Origin of the sequence: Agromyces zhanjiangensis (assembly GCF_040496055.1) — a bacterium.
Classification (GTDB): Bacteria; Actinomycetota; Actinomycetes; order Actinomycetales; family Microbacteriaceae; genus Agromyces; species Agromyces zhanjiangensis.
Genome location: NZ_JBEPKB010000008.1, coordinates 140,183 through 159,714 on the forward strand (window position 1 = coordinate 140,183; position 19,532 = coordinate 159,714).

General features: G+C 72.1%; 19 protein-coding genes. All 19 read right to left on the bottom strand.

The window, feature by feature from the left end:
- Positions 1 to 16 precede the first annotated feature (16 nt).
- The 19 genes from ABME02_RS15005 to ftsH all read right to left on the bottom strand — a co-directional run bounded on the left by ABME02_RS15005 (position 17) and on the right by ftsH (position 19,471).
- Positions 17 to 550 (bottom strand): hypothetical protein, encoded by a 534-nt coding sequence (locus ABME02_RS15005; RefSeq protein WP_353816141.1) that lies wholly within the window; start codon positions 548 to 550, stop codon positions 17 to 19.
- Between the two features lie 91 nt (positions 551 to 641).
- Positions 642 to 2,657: a PTS fructose transporter subunit IIABC gene (locus ABME02_RS15010; protein ID WP_353816142.1), complete on the bottom strand. Its 2,016-nt coding sequence runs from the start codon at positions 2,655 to 2,657 to the stop codon at positions 642 to 644.
- 9 nt (positions 2,658 to 2,666) lie between these two features.
- Entirely contained in the window at positions 2,667 to 3,638 is a 972-nt protein-coding gene (locus tag ABME02_RS15015; protein WP_353816143.1) for a 1-phosphofructokinase family hexose kinase, read from the bottom strand.
- Complete coding sequence (locus ABME02_RS15020) at positions 3,635 to 4,423, bottom strand: DeoR/GlpR family DNA-binding transcription regulator (RefSeq protein ID WP_353816144.1); 789 nt, start codon at positions 4,421 to 4,423, stop codon at positions 3,635 to 3,637. The genes ABME02_RS15015 and ABME02_RS15020 overlap by 4 nt, the downstream gene beginning before the upstream one ends.
- Before the next feature lie 192 nt (positions 4,424 to 4,615).
- A complete protein-coding gene (locus ABME02_RS15025) occupies positions 4,616 to 7,195 on the bottom strand; it encodes a M14 family zinc carboxypeptidase (protein ID WP_353816145.1) in 2,580 nt (859 codons plus the stop codon).
- 213 nt (positions 7,196 to 7,408) lie between these two features.
- On the bottom strand, positions 7,409 to 8,875 hold the full coding sequence (cls, locus tag ABME02_RS15030) for a cardiolipin synthase (protein WP_353816146.1): 1,467 nt from the start codon (positions 8,873 to 8,875) through the stop codon (positions 7,409 to 7,411).
- Positions 8,876 to 8,881: 6 nt separating this feature from the next.
- The gene (locus tag ABME02_RS15035) at positions 8,882 to 9,061 is read right to left on the bottom strand and encodes a hypothetical protein (RefSeq protein ID WP_155842555.1); all 180 of its coding nucleotides are present in this window, start codon (positions 9,059 to 9,061) and stop codon (positions 8,882 to 8,884) included.
- A gap of 27 nt (positions 9,062 to 9,088) precedes the next feature.
- Positions 9,089 to 9,238 (bottom strand): hypothetical protein, encoded by a 150-nt coding sequence (locus ABME02_RS15040; protein WP_353816147.1) that lies wholly within the window; start codon positions 9,236 to 9,238, stop codon positions 9,089 to 9,091.
- A gap of 13 nt (positions 9,239 to 9,251) precedes the next feature.
- The gene (gene lysS, locus ABME02_RS15045) at positions 9,252 to 10,760 is read right to left on the bottom strand and encodes a lysine--tRNA ligase (RefSeq protein ID WP_353816148.1); all 1,509 of its coding nucleotides are present in this window, start codon (positions 10,758 to 10,760) and stop codon (positions 9,252 to 9,254) included.
- 111 nt (positions 10,761 to 10,871) lie between these two features.
- Positions 10,872 to 11,699: a pantoate--beta-alanine ligase gene (gene panC, locus ABME02_RS15050; RefSeq protein WP_353816187.1), complete on the bottom strand. Its 828-nt coding sequence runs from the start codon at positions 11,697 to 11,699 to the stop codon at positions 10,872 to 10,874.
- Between the two features lie 95 nt (positions 11,700 to 11,794).
- Positions 11,795 to 12,556 (bottom strand): Rossmann-like and DUF2520 domain-containing protein, encoded by a 762-nt coding sequence (locus tag ABME02_RS15055; protein WP_353816149.1) that lies wholly within the window; start codon positions 12,554 to 12,556, stop codon positions 11,795 to 11,797.
- Positions 12,546 to 14,165 (bottom strand): PH domain-containing protein, encoded by a 1,620-nt coding sequence (locus ABME02_RS15060; protein WP_353816150.1) that lies wholly within the window; start codon positions 14,163 to 14,165, stop codon positions 12,546 to 12,548. The genes ABME02_RS15055 and ABME02_RS15060 overlap by 11 nt, the downstream gene beginning before the upstream one ends.
- Before the next feature lie 11 nt (positions 14,166 to 14,176).
- Entirely contained in the window at positions 14,177 to 14,704 is a 528-nt protein-coding gene (locus ABME02_RS15065; RefSeq protein ID WP_353816151.1) for a PH domain-containing protein, read from the bottom strand.
- Positions 14,697 to 15,164 carry a DUF3180 domain-containing protein gene (locus ABME02_RS15070; protein ID WP_353816152.1) on the bottom strand — a complete coding sequence of 156 codons (468 nt, stop codon included), beginning with the start codon at positions 15,162 to 15,164 and terminating at the stop codon, positions 14,697 to 14,699. Before ABME02_RS15070 ends, ABME02_RS15065 begins: the two co-directional genes overlap by 8 nt.
- Positions 15,161 to 15,646 (bottom strand): 2-amino-4-hydroxy-6-hydroxymethyldihydropteridine diphosphokinase, encoded by a 486-nt coding sequence (folK, locus tag ABME02_RS15075; RefSeq protein ID WP_353816153.1) that lies wholly within the window; start codon positions 15,644 to 15,646, stop codon positions 15,161 to 15,163. The genes ABME02_RS15070 and folK overlap by 4 nt, the downstream gene beginning before the upstream one ends.
- A complete protein-coding gene (gene folB, locus ABME02_RS15080) occupies positions 15,643 to 16,014 on the bottom strand; it encodes a dihydroneopterin aldolase (protein WP_271192421.1) in 372 nt (123 codons plus the stop codon). The genes folK and folB overlap by 4 nt, the downstream gene beginning before the upstream one ends.
- Positions 15,998 to 16,798, bottom strand: coding sequence for a dihydropteroate synthase (gene folP, locus ABME02_RS15085; protein WP_353816188.1), 801 nt, complete (start codon positions 16,796 to 16,798; stop codon positions 15,998 to 16,000). Before folP ends, folB begins: the two co-directional genes overlap by 17 nt.
- Before the next feature lie 25 nt (positions 16,799 to 16,823).
- Positions 16,824 to 17,420 carry a GTP cyclohydrolase I gene (folE, locus tag ABME02_RS15090; RefSeq protein ID WP_155051441.1) on the bottom strand — a complete coding sequence of 199 codons (597 nt, stop codon included), beginning with the start codon at positions 17,418 to 17,420 and terminating at the stop codon, positions 16,824 to 16,826.
- 35 nt (positions 17,421 to 17,455) lie between these two features.
- Positions 17,456 to 19,471 (bottom strand): ATP-dependent zinc metalloprotease FtsH, encoded by a 2,016-nt coding sequence (ftsH, locus tag ABME02_RS15095; RefSeq protein ID WP_353816154.1) that lies wholly within the window; start codon positions 19,469 to 19,471, stop codon positions 17,456 to 17,458.
- Positions 19,472 to 19,532 lie beyond the last annotated feature (61 nt).

Consider the following 19,532-nt stretch of genomic DNA (forward strand, 5'->3'; position numbering starts at 1 on the left):
GCCGACGGCGCCGCGATCAGGCGACCGGTTCGAGCGAGACGAGCGTGGTCGGCGAGCTGACGCTGAACGCCACCGCGTTCCCGGGATCGACTTCGGGCGGAGTCGTGAACTCGGTCGTGACCCAGCCGAAGTCGAAGGTGCAGGATGCGTCGGCGTCGCGCTCCTCGACGACCGTCACCCGGACGACGTCGCCCCCCTGGTCGGCTTCCAACCGCGTCGCCGCCCACGGGCAGCCCTGGCCGCCTCCCACCGCGATGGCGATCGTGGCTCCGTCGTCGAGCCATCCCACCTGAACCGAGCCGTGCCCGTCCGACGCGGGCGTCCAGTCCGAGGGGTCCGGGAGCCCGTGGTACGCCGTGATCACCTCGTCGCCGAACGGATGGTCGAGGCCCTCCCACATCACGTCGGCGCCGGCCTCCGACGAGGGTGTCACCTGTGGTGGGGCCTCGGTCTCCGGTTCGGTCGCCTGCGTGCACCCGGTGAGTGCGACGCCCGCGATGAGCACGGCGCCGAACGCCGCGATCCCGATCGGTCCGAATCCCTCTGCCATGGCCCGACCATAGCGGAGCGCACGAGACGGATCCGAGCGGGCACGCGAAGGCCGGCACCGCGAGGTGCCGGCCTTCGCGCGCCCAGTCCGATCAGGCTGCGACGATCGAGGGCTCGCCCTCTGCGACCTCCTCGCGGATGGTGCGACGGTGCGCCCAGCGCTTGAGGGCGATCACCACGAGGGCGCCGACGACTGCTCCGGCGACGATCGCGAGGACGAACCAGAGCAGGTTGCCGATCGCGAAGAACACGAAGATGCCGCCGTGCGGGGCCTGCGACGTGACGCCCATGCCCATGCAGATCGCGCCGGCGACGGCGCCGCCGAGGATCATCGCGGGGATGACGCGGAACAGGTCGGCCGCGGCGAACGGGATCGCGCCCTCGGAGATGAACGCGGCACCGAGGAGCCACGCCGCCTTGCCGTTCTCCCGCTCGACGGGCGTGAAGAGCTTGCGGTCGAGCACGGTGGCGAGCGCCATGGCGAGCGGCGGGACCATCCCGGCCGCCATGACCGCGGCCATGACCATGAGCGGCGCCTGGTTCTCGACCGTGGCGGCGCCGAGGCCCGCGACGGCGAACGAGTACGCGACCTTGTTGACGGGGCCGCCGAGGTCGAAGCCCATCATCGCGCCGAGGATGAGCCCGAGCACCACCGCGGCGGCGCCGGTGAGGCCGGCGAGCCAGTCGTTCAGTGCCGTGGACAGCGCCGCGATGGGACCGCCCAGGACGACGATCATGAGCCCGGAGGCGACGATCGAGGCGACGAGCGGGATGATCACGACCGGCATGAGGCCCTTCAGCCAGCGCGGCACGTCGAGCCGGGCGAACATCAGCGCCACCCAGCCGGCGAGGAGGCCGCCGACGAGGCCGCCGATGAAGCCGGCGCCCATGAGGCCCGCGACGGATCCGGCGACGAATCCGGGCGCGATGCCGGGGCGGTCGGCGATCGCGTAGGCGATGTAGCCGGCGAGCGCGGGGACGAGGAACCCCATCGAGATCGCGCCGATCTGGAAGAACACCGCGCCGAGGTAGAGCAGGAACCCGCCCTCGGGCAGGTTGAACAGGCTGTTGGTGGTGACGATCTCGGTGGCGGTCGCCGTGATGTCGTACCCGCCGAAGAGGAAGCCGAGTGCGATGAGCAGACCGCCGCCGGCGACGAACGGGATCATGTAGCTGACGCCGGTGAGGAGCACGCGCTTGACCTTCTGGCCGAAGTGCTCGTTCGCGGCCGCCGTCGCGGCGGACTCCGCTCCCGCGTCGCCCTGCACGCGCGGCGCTGACGGATCGGAGATCGCCGCCACCGCCTCGTCGATCATCTCGGCGGGGTGGTCGATGCCGCGCTTCACGGGCCCCTGGACCACGGGCTTGCCGGCGAACCGGCTCTTGTCGCGCACGTCGACGTCGACGGCGAAGACCACCGCGTCGGCCCGGGCGATGACCTCGGGCGACAGCGGCGTCGAGCCGGAGGAGCCCTGCGTCTCGACGTGGAGTTCGACGCCGGCCTTCTTGGCGGCCGCGGCGAGCGCGTCGGCGGCCATGTAGGTGTGGGCGATGCCCGTCGGGCACGCGGTCACCGCGAGGAGCACGGGCGCGTGCTCCGGGGTCGCGGTCGATGCGGCGGCGGGCGCGCCCGCCGGAGCGGCGGCCGCCTCCTCCTTCGGGGTGAGCGCGCCCTCGACGAGCGCGACGAAGCTCGCCGTGTCGGGCGCGGATCGCAGCGCGGCGACGAACTCCTCGTCGATCAGCGATCGGGCGAGCGTCGACAGCACCGCGAGGTGGTCCTGCGTCGACGCGGTCGGCACCGCGATGAGGAACACCAGGTCGGCCGGGCCGTCGAAGGAGCCGAAGTCGACCCCCTCGGGAAGGCGCGCCGCGGCGAGCGTGGGCTCGGTCACGGCGTCGGACTTCGCGTGCGGGATGGCGATGCCGCCGGGGACCCCGGTGGAGTCCTTCTCCTCGCGCGCCCACGCGTCGGCGAAGAGCGCATCGGTGTCGGTGGCACGGCCGGCGGCGACGACCGCGTCGGCGAGTGCCCGGATGACGGCGGCCTTGTCTGCGCCGATCGGCTCGTCGAGGCTGACGAGTCGTTGGTCGATGACGGTGGACATCGATTCCTCCTAGTGGACGGCCGGGGCGACGGCGCCCCGGATTCGGATGGCGGTGATGGCGGTGGCGTCGGCCTCGGCCCTGGTGGGGACCGCCGACCCGGGGAGCGACGCGGCCGCCGCTCCGTGTGCGACCGCCTGGGCGAGCGCCCGGTCGGGCGTGGCCCCTTCGGTCACGGCGAGCAGGAAGCCGGCGAGCGAGCTGTCGCCCGCACCGACCGTGCTGCGTGCGTCGATGCGCGGCGCGGGGGCGAACCAGGCGCCCTCCGCCCCGACGTGGACGGCGCCTCGGGCGCCGAGGGTCACGAGCGCGGAGCGGATGCCGCGGCGCGCGAGCCGCGCGGCGAGGGCGGCCACCCGCTCGGGGTCGGCCTCCAGTGCGTCGGGGTCGACCTCGCCGGTGAGCTCGGCGAGCTCCTCGCCGTTCGGCTTGATGAGGTCGACCTGCTCCCCCGACTCGACGAGTGCGGCGAGCGGGGCGCCCGACGTGTCGACGGCGATCCGTGCATCGACCCCCGAGGCCCGGACCTCGCGCGCGACGCGGACGTAGAAGTCGTCGGGCAGCGACGGCGGGAGGGAGCCGGCGAGCACGAGCCACGAGGCATCCGTCGACCGCTCGACCGTGGCGCGGATCAGCGCGCGCTGCTCGTCGTCCTCGAGCGCGGGCCCCGGCTCGTTGAGCTTGGTGGTCACGCCGTCGGGCTCGGTGATCGCGATGTTCGAGCGGAGCCGCCCGGCGATGGGGACGGTCGCGACGGGCAGGCCGACGGCGGCGAGCGCGAGGACGAGCGGGTCGTCGGAGCGGCCCGGGAGGACGGCGATCGACTCGGCGCCGGCGGCGACGAGCGCGCGCGTGACGTTGACGCCCTTGCCGCCGGGCTCCTCGACGCTGCGGGCGACCCGCTGGACCTCGCCGCGTTCGAGCTCCCGGTCGAGTTCGACCGTGCGGTCGAGCGACGGGTTGACGGTCAGCGTGACGATCATGCGACTCGCACCTCCACCTCGGCCTCGTCGAGCGCGACCGCGAGCGCGGGCCCGGGCGGCGCGTCGGTGATGAGGACGTCGATCTCGTCGAGCGCCGCGAATCGCTGCAGCGCCTCGTCGTCGTGCTTGGACGAGTCGACGAGGACCACGGCGAGTCGGGCCCGGTCGACCATGGCCTGCTTGACCTGCGCCTCGAGCTCGTCGGGCGTCGAGAGCCCGAAGTCGGCGCTCACGCCGTTGGTGCCGATGAACGCGATGTCGGGGCGGATCTCGGCGAGCTGGGCGATGGCGGACGGCCCGACGGCGGCGCTCGTGATGCCGCGGATCGTGCCGCCGATGATGCGGACGACCAGGTCGCGGCTGCCGTGCAGGAGCGCGGCGATCGGGACGGAGTTCGTGTAGACGGTGAGCGGCGGCGTGTTCGGCGCCGGCTGCCAGGCGACGAGCGACTCGGCGAGCGCACCGGTGGTCGTGCCGGCGTCGAGCAGGATCGAGCCGGTGAACGTCGGCGGCACGAGCGCCATGGCCTCGTGCGCGATGGCCCGCTTGGCGTCGGCGTGCTGGCCGGTGCGCTCGAGGACCGTGGTCTCGGTGAGGCTCGCGCGGCCCGAGCTGACCGCGCCGCCGTGCACTCGGCGCAGCTGCCCGGCCTGCTCGAGCGCGTCGAGGTCGCGGCGGATCGTCTCGGCGGTGACGTCGAGTTCGTCGGCGAGCCCGGCGACCGAGACCCGCCCGGTGCGGGCGAGCGCGTCGAGGATGTGCTCGTGTCGCTCCATCGCGTACATGCGGCCTCCTTGCCGATCTTCGATCACCTGCGTTCGTGTGAGTTTATCTCGCGACTCGCGCTCAAAGCAACCCTTTCGCAGAATTTCCCACAGAAACCCACATTCATGCCGGATCGGGGAGCGGATGCCGCGCACACGACGGCGCCGGCCGGGAACGCATCCCGACCGGCGCCGCGCCGTGCCATCCGCCGACTAGGGGGCGGGGACCTCCGCGCCCTCCGAGCCGGCCCAGAAGAGCCCGCGTGCGATCTGGCCGAACTGCCCGACCGGGTGGGTCCGGAAGTTCATCGACGTGCCGAACATCAGCACCCGGTTGCCGGCCTCGGTCACGGCGGAGACCGCCGACGCCTGGCCCGCGGCATCCTCGGTCGAACGCCCCGACGAGTCGCGCCAGTGGCCCGAGATGAACGGGTCCGTCGCGTACGTCTGCTCGACCACGGCGTTCGCGCCGAGGTTCGTGTACCAGACCGCCGGGTAGACGAACGCGGTGTCCTGCGGGAACGTGCCGAGGAGGCCCTCCTCGACCGGATCGACCGAGACGATGCCGTTCGATCCGCCCGTGCCGGACGTCGCGGTTGAGGTCACGAGGCCGAACGCGTTGGCGAAGCTCGCGATCGCCGTGCCCTCGCCGACCACGCCGCCGCCGGCGGCCAGGTACTCCGCCACGACGGCACGACCGGCGGCCTGCGCCGACGAGAAGTTCAGCGTGCCGCCGACCCAGATGACGTCGACGCCGTCGAGCGTCGCCGCACCGCTCGTCAGCGTGGCGGACGAGATCGCGACCGGGTCGTCGAACCCGAGCTTCCGCAGCGTCTGCCGTTCCTCGCCGCCGCCCGAGTAGGCGACGGTGAGGTCGTCGAGCCCGCTGCTCTCCTCGGAGGCCAGGCGCGAGCCGTCGGACGCCGTGAACGCGACGCCGTAGAGGTCGGCGACCTCGACCGCCGCCGCGTGGCTCGCGGCATCCGGCCCCAGGATCACCGTGCCGTCGGCGAACGCCGACACCGGGACATCCGACTCGATGAGCGCGTTCACCGCCTGGTACTCGGCGACGCCCGAGGTGGCCAGCTCGAGGTACCCGCCCTGGGCGGGGACCGAACCCGTCGGCGCCGCCTCGGCGACCGCCTTCAGCTTGGCCTTGATCGCCGGGTCGCCGGTCGAGCCGACGGCCTCGACGTCCGCACCCCACAGCAGCGCGAGGCTCCACGCGGAGATGTCGTACATGTCGGGCACGCGCTCCGAGATGTCCGAGCCGTCGGCGAGCAGCACGTTCGCCATGCCGCGGAGCGGCTGGTGCATGTCCACCACGTACGAGCCGGCCTCGTAGCTCGTCCCACCGGCGGTGAAGGCCGCGGAGGCCCGCTGCACCTCGACGCCGTTCGCGATGAGCTGGTCGACGAGGTTCGCGGCATCCGTCGCCGAACGCTGCGCCTCCCCGGCGGGGATCACGTAGGCCCGCGGGAACTCGGCCGTGTAGACGTCCGTCTCGTACCAGATCTCGGCCCACTGGCTCGGCTCGGCCACCTCGGCCGGGTCGACGTCGGCGGGGATCTCGACGAGCGGCTCGCCCGTGACGCCACGGCGGAAGATCTCGATCTGGTTCGAGAGCAGCGCGTCGGCGTTCTCGATCACGTAGTCGACCGACGTGTCGATGACGACGCCCGCGACCTCGATGTTGACGGCCGAGTTCGCCGGGTTGCGCGGGTCGGTCGACGGGTTCACGCGGCCGAGGGGCAGCTCGACGGTGTTGGTGATGGCGCCCTGGTAGGCCACGTACTGCGGCGTGAAGATCGGGGGCCAGTCGTCCCACCCGGCGCGGATGTCGCGGTACGGGATCCGGATGTTGCCGGTGTTCTCGGTGGTCACCCGGTTCGTCGAGAGGTCGAGGTAGGTGTTGCCGGGGATGTCGGCCGCGGTCACGGCCTCCTCGATCTCGAGCGCCGCCGCGTACGCGTGCGGGAGGAACAGGTCGTACTCGTAGTTCTCGCCGTGGGGCGGACCGCACGGCTCGACCTGGAGCACGCTCGTGTAGCCGTGCAGGTCGATGTAGAACGTCGGCTGGATGACGCCCGACAGGTCGCGGATGATGCGGGCCTCGCTCGTCGCGCCCGTGATCATGTCGCGGTTCGCGTCGAACCCGTCGGCCGTCGCCCGCTGGCCGAGCGCGCGGCCGTCGGGGTTGTTCGTGACGGTGAAGTAGAGCCGATTGCCCTCGAGGATCTCCTTCACCTCGTCGTACGGCGCGGTCGCGAGGTGCTCGATGTACTCGAGGACCGCGTCGGTGCCCTCCCACTCGTTGCCGTGGATGTTCGCGTTGAACCAGATCGGCACCTTGTAGTTCGCCATCAGCGAGGCGTTCTTCGCGGCCGCGGCCGGGTTGTGCTTGATCATGTCGCGGAAGAGCGCCTGGCGCTTCGTCTCGCCGACGTTCTCGGGCGCGGTGAGCGTGACCAGGTGGATGTCGCGGCCGAGGGCCGACTGCCCGACGACCTGGACCGAGATGCGGTCGCTCACGGCGGTGAGTCCGTTGAGGAGCGGTGCGATCTCGTCGTAGGGGATGACGCCGCGGTTGATCGACGCGTCGGTCGGGTCGTCCGCGACGGTCGCGAGCTCGGGCTGGGAGGGGTAGCTCGTCGGCGGCGCGACGAGCGGCGAGACGGGGGTGACGATCGGAACGGCCGGGTCGCCCTCCAGGGCGACCGCTGGGGTGGAACCGGCGACGAGCGTCGCGGCCAGGACGGCCGTGACGCCCGCGCCCGCAAGGGTGCGTTGCATCGACATGGTGCTCCGTAGGGTTGCGGACTCGGATCAGGACCGGCTCGCCGCGCGAGTCAGGCGGATCTCGCCGGCGCGCACGAACCACGCGCACGAGACCGTGGTGGAATCGTGCGCTGGAAAGCGGTACCAGCCAGCCTTGCATGCAGATGCATGCGGAAACCAGAGCGATTCGTTGCGTTCGTGTGAAGAATCCTGCGCGTTTCGCGCTGGTCACTGGAGGGCGGACGTGAGCCGCGCGAGGTTGTCGAGCACCGTCGACCGCAGCGGCTGCCGCATCCACTCCTCGAGGGTCAGTTCGCGGCTGTCGCGACGATAGCCGTCCTCCACCGCGCGCATCTCGCGGACGAAGGAGGCGCCGTGCACGAGCAGCGACACCTCCATGTTGAGCTCGAACGACCGGATGTCCATGTTGCTCGAGCCGATCACGGCGACGTCGTCGTCGATCGTGAAGTGCTTCGCATGCAGGATGAAGGGGGCGCGGTACATGTAGATGCGCACGCCGGCACGGAGGAGCGCCTCGTAGTACGAGCGCTGCGCGTGGTACACCAGCGCCTGGTCGCCGATCTCCGACACGAACAGCTCGACGTGCACGCCGCGCTGCGTGGCGCCGCTGATCGCGCGGAGCATCGCCTCGTCGGGCACGAAGTACGGGCTCGTGATGATGATCTTCTCGCGGGCGGCGTAGAGCAGCGCGAGGAAGAGCTTCAGGTTGTTCTCGTTCTGGTAGCCGGGACCGCTCGGCACGACCTGGCAGTCGAGGTTCTGCTCGGCGGGGGGCTGCGCGAACGGGATCAGCTCCTCGCGCGACGGCGCCTCACCGGTCTCGAGGTACCAGTCGGTCGCGAAGATCGCGTCCAGGCCCGAGACGATGGGACCCTCGAGTTCGACGACGAGCTCCTGCCACTTCAGCCCGCGACGGATGTTGCCGCGCTTGTTGTAGCTGCGGTCGATGACGTTCTGCGAGCCCATGTAGGCGACCTCGCCGTCGACGACGAGGATCTTCCGGTGGTTCCTGAGGTCGGGCCGCTGGTACTTGCCTCGCAGCGGCTGCACGGGGAGCATCAGGCGCCAGTCGACCCCCATGCTCGTGAGGCGCCGGAGCGTGCGCCGGTAGCCCTTCGACCGCCGCGACGCGATGTGGTCGAGGAGCACCCGCACCTCGACGCCGCGTTCGACCGCGTCGCCGAGCGCGTCGAAGAACCGGGCCGTCGTCGGGTCGTACGAGAAGATGTAGAACTCGACGTGCACGTAGCGCGTCGCGCGCGAGATCGCGTCGGCCATCGCGTCGAGCGACGCCTGGTAGTCCCCGATGAGCCGCGCGCTGTTGTGGCCGATGAGCGGCATCGCGCCGAGGTTGCGGTTCAGCTGCACGACGCCCTCGAACCAGTCGGGCCAGTCGCGGTGATCGCTGACCTGCTCCACGCCGTGCGTCGACTCGCGGATGAAGCGATCGACCTCGGCCTGCTTCGCCCGTCGCGCCTTCGGCAGCTTCGGATTGCCGATCAGCAGGAAGAACAGCACGCCGAGGTAGGGGATGAAGAAGATCGCGAGCAACCACGCCATGCCCGCGGTGGGCCGGCGGTTCCGCGGGACGACGATGATCGCGATGACGCGGACGACGACGTCGACGACGAGCACCAGCAGGGCGATGATCGCCGTGACCTGCGACGCCGTCATGCCGGGCTACGCGGCTCGGTGCTGCTGCTCGGCGCGCTTCGCGCGCTCCTCGGCCTCGATCTTGGCGTAGGCGTCACGCTCGGACCGGTCGGCGCGCAGCAGGGAGCGCATCACGAACCAGAAGATGAGTCCGATCAGCACGGTCGGCGCGAGCGACCAGATCGCGTTCAGCCAGAAGTCGTCCATAGCCGTTCCAGAATACCCGCGGATCCCTCAACCGGCGGTGAGGATGCCCCAGATGCCCGATCCGAGCAGGTACAGGCCGACGGCGCCGACGATCACCCAGATCGCGATGCGCGCGAACGACGGCTGGCGCGGATCGCGCTCGGGCTCGAGGTCCTTCTTCGGCAGGTAGTCGTTCATCGCGGCATCCTTCTCACTTGACCAGGGGGAACAGGATCGTCTCGCGGATGCCGAGGCCGGTGACCGCCATCAGCAGGCGGTCGATGCCCATGCCCATGCCGCCCGTCGGGGGCATGCCGAACTCGAGTGCGCGGAGGAACTCCTCGTCGAGGCGCATCGCCTCGGGGTCGCCGCCGGCCGCCAGGCGCGCCTGCTCGACGAACCGCTCGCGCTGCACCACCGGGTCGACGAGCTCGGAGTACCCCGTCGCGAGCTCGAAGCCGCGCACGTAGAGGTCCCACTTCTCGACGACGCCCGGGATCGACCGGTGCTGGCGCACGAGCGGCGAGGTGTCGAGCGGGAAGTCCATGACGAAGGTCGGCCGCACGAGGCCCGACTTCACGTGGTGCTCCCAGAGCTCCTCGATGTACTTGCCGGGCAGCGGGTGGTCGACCTCGATCTCGACCTCGTCGGCGAGTTCCTTCAGCCGCGACATCGGCGTCTCGGGCGTGATCTCCTCGTCGATCGCCGCGGAGAGCGAGTCGTACATCGAGAGCCGATCCCACTCGCCGCCGAGGTCGTACTCGGTGCCGTCGGCCCAGGTCACCACGTGCGAACCGGCGATCGCGTACGCGGCGTCCTGGATGAGCTTCTGCGTCAGGTCGGCGATCGAGTTGTAGTCGCCGTACGCCTGATATGCCTCGAGCATCGCGAACTCGGGGCTGTGCGTCGAGTCGGCGCCCTCGTTGCGGAAGTTGCGGTTGATCTCGAACACTCGCTCGATGCCGCCGACGACGGCGCGCTTGAGGTACAGCTCGGGCGCGATGCGCAGGAACAGTTCGGTGTCGAACGCGTTCGAGTGCGTCACGAACGGCCGCGCCGAGGCGCCGCCGTGCATCACCTGGAGCATGGGGGTCTCGACCTCGACGAACCCGAGGCTCGTGAACGTCGAGCGGAGGCTCGCGTTGACCACGGCCCGGTCGAGCACGTTGCGCCGGGCCTGCTCGCGCGCGATCAGGTCGAGGTAGCGGCTGCGCACGCGCGTCTCCTCGGAGAGCTCGTTGTGCAGGTTCGGCAGCGGGTTGATGGCCTTGGCCGCCATCCGCCACTCGGTGGCCATGATCGACAGCTCGCCGCGGCGGCTCGTGATCACCTCGCCCGCGACGAACACGTGGTCGCCGAGGTCGACGAGGTCCTTCCACGCCGCGAGCGCCTCCTCGCCGACCTCGCCGAGCGAGACCATCGCCTGGATCCGGCTGCCGTCGCCCGACTGCAGCGCGGCGAAGCAGAGCTTGCCGGTGTTGCGGAGGTGCACGACGCGGCCGGACACGCCGACCGTCTCACCGCTCCGCTCGTCGACGCCGAGGCCGACGAACCGGGCGCGCACCTCGGGGATGGTGGTCGTGACGGGCACCGAGACCGGGTACGCGCCGTCGCCGAGGTCGGCGGCCTCTGCGATGAGCCGCTCGCGCTTGGCCAGTCGCACGGCCTTCTGCTCCGAGATCTCCTCGGCGGTCGGCTCGTGCGTGGTCTCGTCGGCCATGGCGTCTCCGGTGTGGGGGGTGGGTTCGTGGGGTGCGCATCCGAGCGGATGCCACCCACCAGCGTATCCCGCCGCGACGCGCCGACCTGAAGGGCAGCCGGATGCCCCGGCTCAGCCGAGCACGATGGCGGCGTTGTCGATCAGCCGGGTACCGCCGACGCGTGCCGCGACCAGCACGGTCGCCTCGCCGGTCGCGCCCTCGTCGACGGGCAGGAAGCTCGCCGGATCGACGACGACGAGGTAGTCGAGCTCGATCGCCTCGTGCTCGCCGAATGCGGCGGCCGCCTCGGCGAGCACCTCGTCGAGGCCCTCGCCCGCGGCGGCCTCGGCGGCGGCGAGCGACTCGGACAGCGCCAGCGCCGCGCGACGCCCGTCGGCGTCGAGGTAGCGGTTTCGGCTCGACAGCGCCAGGCCGTCGGACTCGCGGACCGTCGGCACGACCTCGATCGCGAGCGGTGCGTTCAGGTCGGCCACCATCCGGCGGACGAGGAACACCTGCTGCGCGTCCTTCTGGCCGAACACGGCCGTGTCGGGCTGCACGATGTGGAAGAGCTTCGAGACGACCGTCAGCATGCCGTCGAAGTGCCCGGGCCGCGAGGCGCCCTCGTAGAGCGTGCCGACGCGGCCCGCCACGACGCTCGTCTCGACGGCGCCCTCGGGGTACATCTCGTCGACGGCCGGGGCGAACACCAGCTCGACGCCCTCACGTGCCAGCGCCGCGACGTCGGCGTCGAGCGTGCGAGGGTAGCGGTCGAGGTCCTCCCCCGCACCGAACTGCAGCGGGTTCACGAAGATCGACACGACGACCGCGTCGGCGAGCTCGCGCGCACGGCGCACGAGCGCGAGGTGACCCTCGTGGAGCGCACCCATCGTCGGGACCAGCGCGACCGAGCGGTCGGCGCGGCGCAGTCCGCCGATCGCGTCGCGGATGCCGGCGATCGTGGCGTGCACCTCGGGGCCGGTCCGGCGACCGGTGGCGACGGCCCCGCCGGCGGCGTCGCCGTCGGAACGACGTGCCTGCTCGTCGTCGTCCGTCACGCGCCACCTCCCGACGGCCGATCGTCGTCGGCCCCGTCGATCGTAGCCGCCCCGTCGATCATCGGCCCCGGGTCATGGCGGGCGAGGGCGTTCTCGACCGCGCTGCGGACGAGCGGGGCGAGCACGGCGCCGGCCCGCGGCATCCCGATGCCCTCGAGGATGCCGGTGGCCTGGTCGACGATCGCCGTCGAGAACGAGACGGCGGTGTCGATCGCCTCGGCGTACGCGGGGCGGTCGGCCTCGGCGACCACGAACGGCTCGCCGCCCATCTCCACGACGAGCGCCTGGGCGATCGGCAGCACGGGCGCGGGCGCCGTGACCGCGAACCACGTCCCGGCGAGTCGTCCCAGGTCGACGCTCGTGCCGGTGAACGACATCGCCGGGTGGATGGCGAGCGGGATCGCGCCGGCCCGCATCGCGGGCTCCAGCACGCCGACGCCGTGGGCCGCCGCCGTGTGCACGACGAGCTGGCCGGGCCGCCACGCGCCGGCGTTCGCGAGACCCTCGACGAGCGTGCCGAGCTCGTCGCCCGGGACGGCGAGCAGGACGAGCTCGCTCCGCTCGACGACCTCGGGCAGCGCGAGGATCGGCACCCCAGGCAGCATGGCCGCGGCGCGCTCGCGGCTCGCGTCGGACACCGCGGCGATGCCCGTGAGCGCGTGGCCCGCCCCGCCGAGCGCCGACGCCAGCACGGCACCGACACGGCCTGCTCCGATGGTGCCGACGCCCAGTCGTCCGGCGCGCTGGTCAGGACGCATGCTCGGCTCCCCAGCGGTCGGTCCGGTCGTGGAGCGCCCGGTCGACCGCCTCGGCGGCGATGGCCGTGAACGCGGCGGTCGCGTCGATGCGGTCGAGTGCGGGGACCTCGGGTGCGATCGGGCCGGCCACCGTGTGGATGCGCAACGACTCGAGCCCGAGTCCGCGTCGCACCGGCCCGGCCGCGACGGCGACCGACTGCATGCGCGCGAGCGGCACGAGGACGAGTCGGCGGAGGAGCCAGCCGCTGCGGAGCACGGCCGTGCCGCCCGGCACCGCGAGCCCGATCCGACGCCAGGAGAACGGCCGGATCCACGCCGCGCGCCGCGGCGCCGAGGTGAAGCCCGGGGCCGGTCCGGTCCCGGCGAGGCCGGCGTCGAGCAGCGGGACGAGGTCGTCGACCGCATCGGGCGCGAGCAGCCCGATCACCCGGCGGACGTCGTCGGCGGTGCCGACCGGGAGCACGAGCGTGCGACGGGCGGCGTCCCCCGCCTGCGAGACCGACTGGCCTGCGACGTTGACGCGCACGGTCCACCAGCCGAACGCGCGCCAGAGCAGCCACTGGGAGGCCTCGATCGCGTGCACTCGACCGGGCGGGATGGTCTGGTTCGCGGTCGAGAGCAGCCCGGACCCGATGCGGACGCCGTCGCGCGTGCCGGCGATCGAGTAGCGCAGCGACCCGGTGATGCGCGACCACAGGTAGCTCACCACGCCGATCGCCGCGGGGATGAACGTGAACAGCATCCACAGCGTGCCGGTCGAGAGCGCCACGACGATGATCACGATGATCGCGACGAGCCAGATCATCGACCCCCCGAGCAGCGCCGACGCGATCACCCGTGCCAGCGGGAGCCGCACGACGGACTCGGGCGGTGCGAGGTCGGGGTCCAGTTCGGGTGCGAGGAACTCGTCGACCCGACGACCGACGACCGCGCCGGCCCGGTCGACCGCGGACGGCGCGCCCGGCAGGGGCTGCCCGCCCGGCGCGGCATCCGTCCCCGCTGCGCCCTCGCCGCCGCCGATCGCGGCCTCCTCCCGCCGGGCGCCCGACGCCAGTCGCAGCAGGTCGCCGCGCAGGCGGTCGGCCTGCGCCGAGCCGAGGTAGGAGAGGTCGACGTTGCCCGACTGCCCGGCGACCGAGACGTCGAGCTTGGCCGCGCCGAACAGCCGCGCGAACACGGGCCGGGCGACGTTGATGCCCTGGATCCGGTCGAGCCGCGCGCTGCGGTGGGAGCGGAACAGGATGCCGCTGCGCACCTCGAGCGCCTCCCCGGTGACGCGGAACGTGTGCATCCGCCACGCGAACCAGAACCCCAGGACGACGAGCGCGATGACGACCACGAGGCCGAGCAGCGCCCACCCGACGAGTCCGTGCGCCACGATGCCGGTCACCGGGTCCTCCGCCCAGTCGCCGCCGAAGTCGGGCGTCTCGCCTGGACCCTCGGCACCGGGCGCGAAGAACAGCACGAAGACCTCGACCACGCGCTCCCGCAGGTTGGCCAGCACGAAGCCGAGCACGGCGAGGAAGACCAGGCCGCCGCGCAGCAGCGGGCTCGCCGGATGCAGCCGGTGCCACTCGCCGTCGGCGAGCGGGCCGATCGGGGTACGCACCGAGGGCTCGGTCACAGGCCCGCCCGGCGGGTCTCGGCGAGGGCGACGAGCTCGTCCCGGAGTCGCTCAGCATCCTCGAGGGGGAGCCCCGGCAGCGTCACGGCCGTCGACGCGGCGGCGGTGACGAACTTCAGGTCGGCGAGTCCGAGTGCCCGGGACACGGGCCCGCGCGTGATGTCGACGAGCTGCATGCGGCCGTACGGGACCGCCACCTGACGCTGGAACATGATGCCGCGGCGGAAGACGAGGTCGTCGGCCCGGCGCCGGTACCCGATCGAACGCACCCGGCGCGGCTCGAGCGCGATGGACACGAGCGCGATCGCGCCGACCGCGATGCCGCCCCACGTCGCCCACGGCAGGTCGAACCACGACCCGACGACGAGGAGCACGGCGACCGTGATGCCGGCCCCGATCACGGAGCCGACGACCTCGACGACGACGTGCTTCGGCGAGACGCGGCGCCAGTCGTCGTCGACGTACGCGGGTGCATCCGTGATCGGCAGCGAGGCGTCGGATGCGGCGTGGTCGGGGTCAGGCATGCGCCGAACCCTCCTCTTCGGGGTCGTCGGGCGGGAGGGTGCAGAAGTGCTCGGCGACCAGTCCGCCGGTCAGCAGCAGTGCGGCGCCGACCGCGGTGGCGACGCCCATCCAGATCGTGCCGGCCGGGGGGAGGACGCTGCGCGTCAGCAGGAAGAGCGTGATGCCGATGCCGACGCCGAGCACGAGCGCGCCGGTGACGCTGCTCGCCTTGGCGAGCACCGCGATGCGGGCCGCGCGGAACGGGTCGACCCGGCGGTTGCGGTCACCGCGCACGGCCTGCCGGATCGGCCAGGCCACGAGCACGACGATCGCGCCGATGCCGACGAGCGTGACGGCGAGCGAGAGCGGCGGCACGATCGCGGTCGCGCCGCCGGCGACGAGCGCGAGTTCGCCGAGGTAGGCGACAGCGAGACCCACCACCGCGAACGCGATGAGCGTCGAGGCGTGCGTGCGATTCACCGGCGGATCACCTCGTCGGTCGCCTCGGCGCGCAGGGCGGCGACCGCCCCGCGACCGGCGAGCTCGGCGTCGGGCTCGACATCGAGCCACGGCTGGAGGACGAACGCCCGCTCCCACGCCCGCGGATGCGGCAGTTCGAGCCGGTCGTCGGCGAGCCGGATGCCGCGCACGTCGATGAGGTCGAGGTCGAGCGTGCGGTCGCCCCAGCGCGTCTCGCGGGTGCGCCCGTGCTCGGCCTCGATGCGCTGGAGCAGGTCGAGGAGCGCGTGCGGCTCGAGGTCGGTGTCGACGAGGATCACGCCGTTGAGGTACCGCGGCGCGTCGGGGTCGACGCCGTCGAGGCGCACGGCCGCGCTCTCGTAGACCGGCGAGACCGCGACGAGCTCGACGCCCTCGGTCTCGGCGATGGCGCGCGTGGCCGACGCCACGGTCGCCTCCCGGTCGCCGAGGTTGGCGCCGTACGCGATCACGGCCCGGGTCACGCGCGGCTCCGGACGATGGTGACGGCGACATCGTCGAAGGGCACCTCGATGGGCGCCTGCGGCTTGTGCACGGTGACGGTCGCCTCCTCGACGGCGTCGAACCCGAGGGCGACCTCGGCCACGCGCTCGGCGACCGTCTCGATGAGGTCGACCGGGTCGCGCTCGACGGCGCGGGCGACGGCCACCGCGAGGTCGCCGTAGTGCACGGTGCGGGCGAGGTCGTCACCGGATGCCGCGGCCGCCAGGTCGACGGCGACCGACACGTCGATCACGAACTCCTGCCCCTGCTCGCGCTCGAAGTCGAAGACGCCGTGGTGCGCGCGCACGCGGATGCCGGTGACGGCGATCCGATCACGAGTGCTGGCCACGTCGTCCACTCTGCCATGCGCGGGCGACGTCGAGCGCGACGCGCGTGCCCGCGACGTCGTGCACGCGGACGCCCCAGGCTCCGGCCTGCGCGGAGAGCACGCTGACCACGGCGGTCGGCAGGTCGCGGTCGCCGACCGGTGCCCCCTCGGACAGCAGCGCGCCGAGGAACCGCTTCCGCGAGGCGCCCACGAGGATCGGCAGGCCCAGCTCCGCCAGCACGTCGAGGTTGGCGAGGAGCTCCCAGTTCTGCCCGGCGCGCTTCGAGAAGCCGAGGCCGGGGTCGAGGATGAGCCGCTCGGTCGGGACCCCCGCCGCGACGAGCTCCTCCACGCGCCGGGCGAGCTCGTCGCGCACGTCGCGTGCGACGTCGTCGTACTCGGCGAGGTCGTCCATCCGGTCGGAGTGTCCGCGCCAGTGCATCGCGACGTAGGTCGCGCCGGAGTCGGCGGCGATGCGCGCCATGGCCTCGTCGGCGAGACCGGCGGAGACGTCGTTGATGATCTCGGCGCCGGCCTCGACCGCCGCCTGCGCGGTGGCGGCGCGCATGGTGTCCACGCTCACGCGGAGCCCCCGGCCGGCGAGCTCGCGGATGACCGGGATGACCCGGCGCAGCTCCTCGTCGGGGTCGACCCGAGCCGCCCCCGGCCGGGTCGATTCGCCGCCGACGTCGAGCACGTCCGCACCCTCGGCCACCAACTGGAGCGCATGCTCGATCGCGGCATCCGCGTCGAACCATCGTCCGCCGTCGCTGAACGAGTCGGGAGTGACGTTCACCACGCCCATGATGACCGGCTCGGACGGCGTCGCCTCAGGCACCGCGCCCCGATCCGATCAACGCGATGATCTCCGCGCGCGCCGCCGGCTCGGCGAGTTCGCCGCGGCTGGCGATCGTGACCGTCGAGCTGCGCTCCTGCCTGGCGCCGCGCGCCGTGACGCACCCGTGCACGGCGTCGATCACGACGAGCACGCCGCGCGGGTCGAGCCCGGCGACGAGCGCGTCGGCCACCTCCTCGGCGATGCGCTCCTGCAGCTGCGGTCGGCTCGCGATGGTGTCGATCACCGCGGGGATGCGGCCGAGTCCGACGAGGCGCTCGCCCGGGAGGTAGGCGACGTGCGCGGTGCCGATGAACGGCAGGAGGTGGTGCTCGCACACCGACCGGAACGCGAGGTCGCGGAGCACGACGGCGTCGGACGTCGCCGGGACCCCTGCAGCGGTGTCGCCGGAGGCGACGGTGTCGGCGAGGTGGACGAGCGGGTCGGCGCCGACGCCGCTGAAGTAGTCGGCGTAGGCCTCGGCCACGCGCTGCGGCGTGCGCTCGAGCCCCGGCCGTTCCGGGTCCTCGCCGATGGCCAAGAGCAGCTCGCGCACGGCGCGCTCGATGCGGTCGGCGTCGACCCCCGTCATGGCACCCTCCTCTGCGCCCTCCTCCGTGCCGAGGCTCACGCCGTGGCGGGGCGCGGCTTCGTGCTCGGCGTGCGGGACGCCTTCGCCTCCTCGACGGGCGTGCCGGAGTCGACGCCGCCGTCGACGGCGCCCTGGTCGATCGGCGCCTTGCGGCTCGGGAACGGGATCGGCGGTCGGTCGGAGACCGGTCGCTTGTCGCTCGAGAGCCAGAGCGGGCGCTCGGGCAGCTTCCGGACGTCCTTGAAGATCTCGGCGATCTGGTGGTGGTCGAGCGTCTCGTGCTCGAGCAGCTCGGCGGCCAGCTCGTCGAGGATGTCGCGGTTGTCGTTCAGCACCTGCCACGCCTCGTCGTGCGCCTGCTCGATGAGCGTGCGCACCTCGATGTCGACCTTCTCCGCGATCTCCTCGGAGTAGTCGCGCTGGTGGCCCATATCGCGACCGAGGAACACCTCGCCCTGCGACTGGCCGAGCTTCACCGCGCCGACGTTGGCCGACATGCCGTACTCGGTGACCATCTTCCGGGCCGTGGCGGTGGCCTTCTCGATGTCGTTCGACGCGCCGGTCGAGGGGTCGTGGAACACGATCTCCTCGGCGACGCGGCCGCCCATCGCGTAGGTCAGCTGGTCGAGCAGCTCGTTGCGGGTGACGGAGTACTTGTCCTCCAGCGGCAGCACCATCGTGTAGCCGAGAGCCCGGCCGCGCGGCAGGATCGTGATCTTCGTCACGGGGTCGGTGTGGTTCATCGCCGCCGCGGCGAGGGCGTGGCCGCCCTCGTGGTACGCGGTGATGAGCTTCTCCTTGTCCTTCATCACGCGGGTGCGGCGCTGCGGACCGGCGATCACGCGGTCGACGGCCTCGTCGAGGGCACGGTTGTCGATGAGCTGCGCGTTCGAGCGCGCGGTGAGCAGTGCGGCCTCGTTCAGCACGTTCGCCAGGTCGGCGCCGGTGAAGCCGGGGGTCTTGCGCGCGAGCACCTCGAGGTCGACGCCGTTCGCGAGCGGCTTGCCCTTCGAGTGCACCTCGAGGATCTTCTGGCGGCCCTTGAGGTCGGGCGCGTCGACGCCGATCTGCCGGTCGAAGCGGCCGGGGCGCAGCAGCGCCGGGTCGAGGATGTCGGGGCGGTTCGTCGCCGCGATGAGGATGACGTTGGTCTTCGGGTCGAACCCGTCCATCTCGACGAGCAGCTGGTTCAGGGTCTGCTCGCGCTCGTCGTGCCCGCCGCCGAGGCCGGCGCCGCGGTGGCGGCCGACCGCGTCGATCTCGTCGACGAAGATGATGGCCGGCGCGTTCTGCTTGGCCTGGTCGAACAGGTCGCGGACGCGGCTCGCGCCGACGCCGACGAACATCTCGACGAAGTCGGAACCCGAGATCGAGTAGAAGGGCACGCCCGCCTCACCCGCGACGGCGCGAGCGAGGAGCGTCTTGCCGGTGCCGGGAGGGCCGTAGAGCAGCACTCCCTTGGGGATGCGCGCGCCGACGGCCTGGAACTTGGCCGGCTCCTTGAGGAACTCCTTGATCTCGTGGAGCTCCTCGATGGCCTCCTCGGCGCCCGCGACGTCGTCGAAGGTGACCTTCGGGCTCTCCTTCGAGACGAGCTTCGCCTTCGACTTGCCGAACTGCATGACGCGGTTGCCGCCGCCCTGCATGCCGGAGAGGATGATCCAGAAGAACAGGCCGATGAGCACGAGCGGCAGCAGGATGCCGAGCATCGAGAAGAACCAGTTCGGCTGCGGCACCTCGTCGTCGAAGCCGTCGGCCGGGTTCGCCGCGTCGACCGCGGCGATCACGTCGGCGCCGCGCGGCGTGACGTAGTAGAACTGCACCTGCGTGCCGAGGTCCTCCTCGGCCTCGGCGAGCGTGAGGTCGACGCGGTTCTCGACGTCGACGATCTTCACCGCCGAGACCTTGCCGTCGTTCAGGAGCTCGAGCCCCTGCTGCGTCGAGACCTCGCGGAAACCCGACTGGGTGATCAGGGTCGACCCGATCCACACCGCGATGATGGCCAGCACGATGTAGAGGATCGGCCCGCGCAGGAGCTTCTTCATGTTCATGGTGGTAGCAGGCTACCCTCTGGCCACTGAGCGCCGGCTCCCTGTTCGCTGAAAGCGCGCG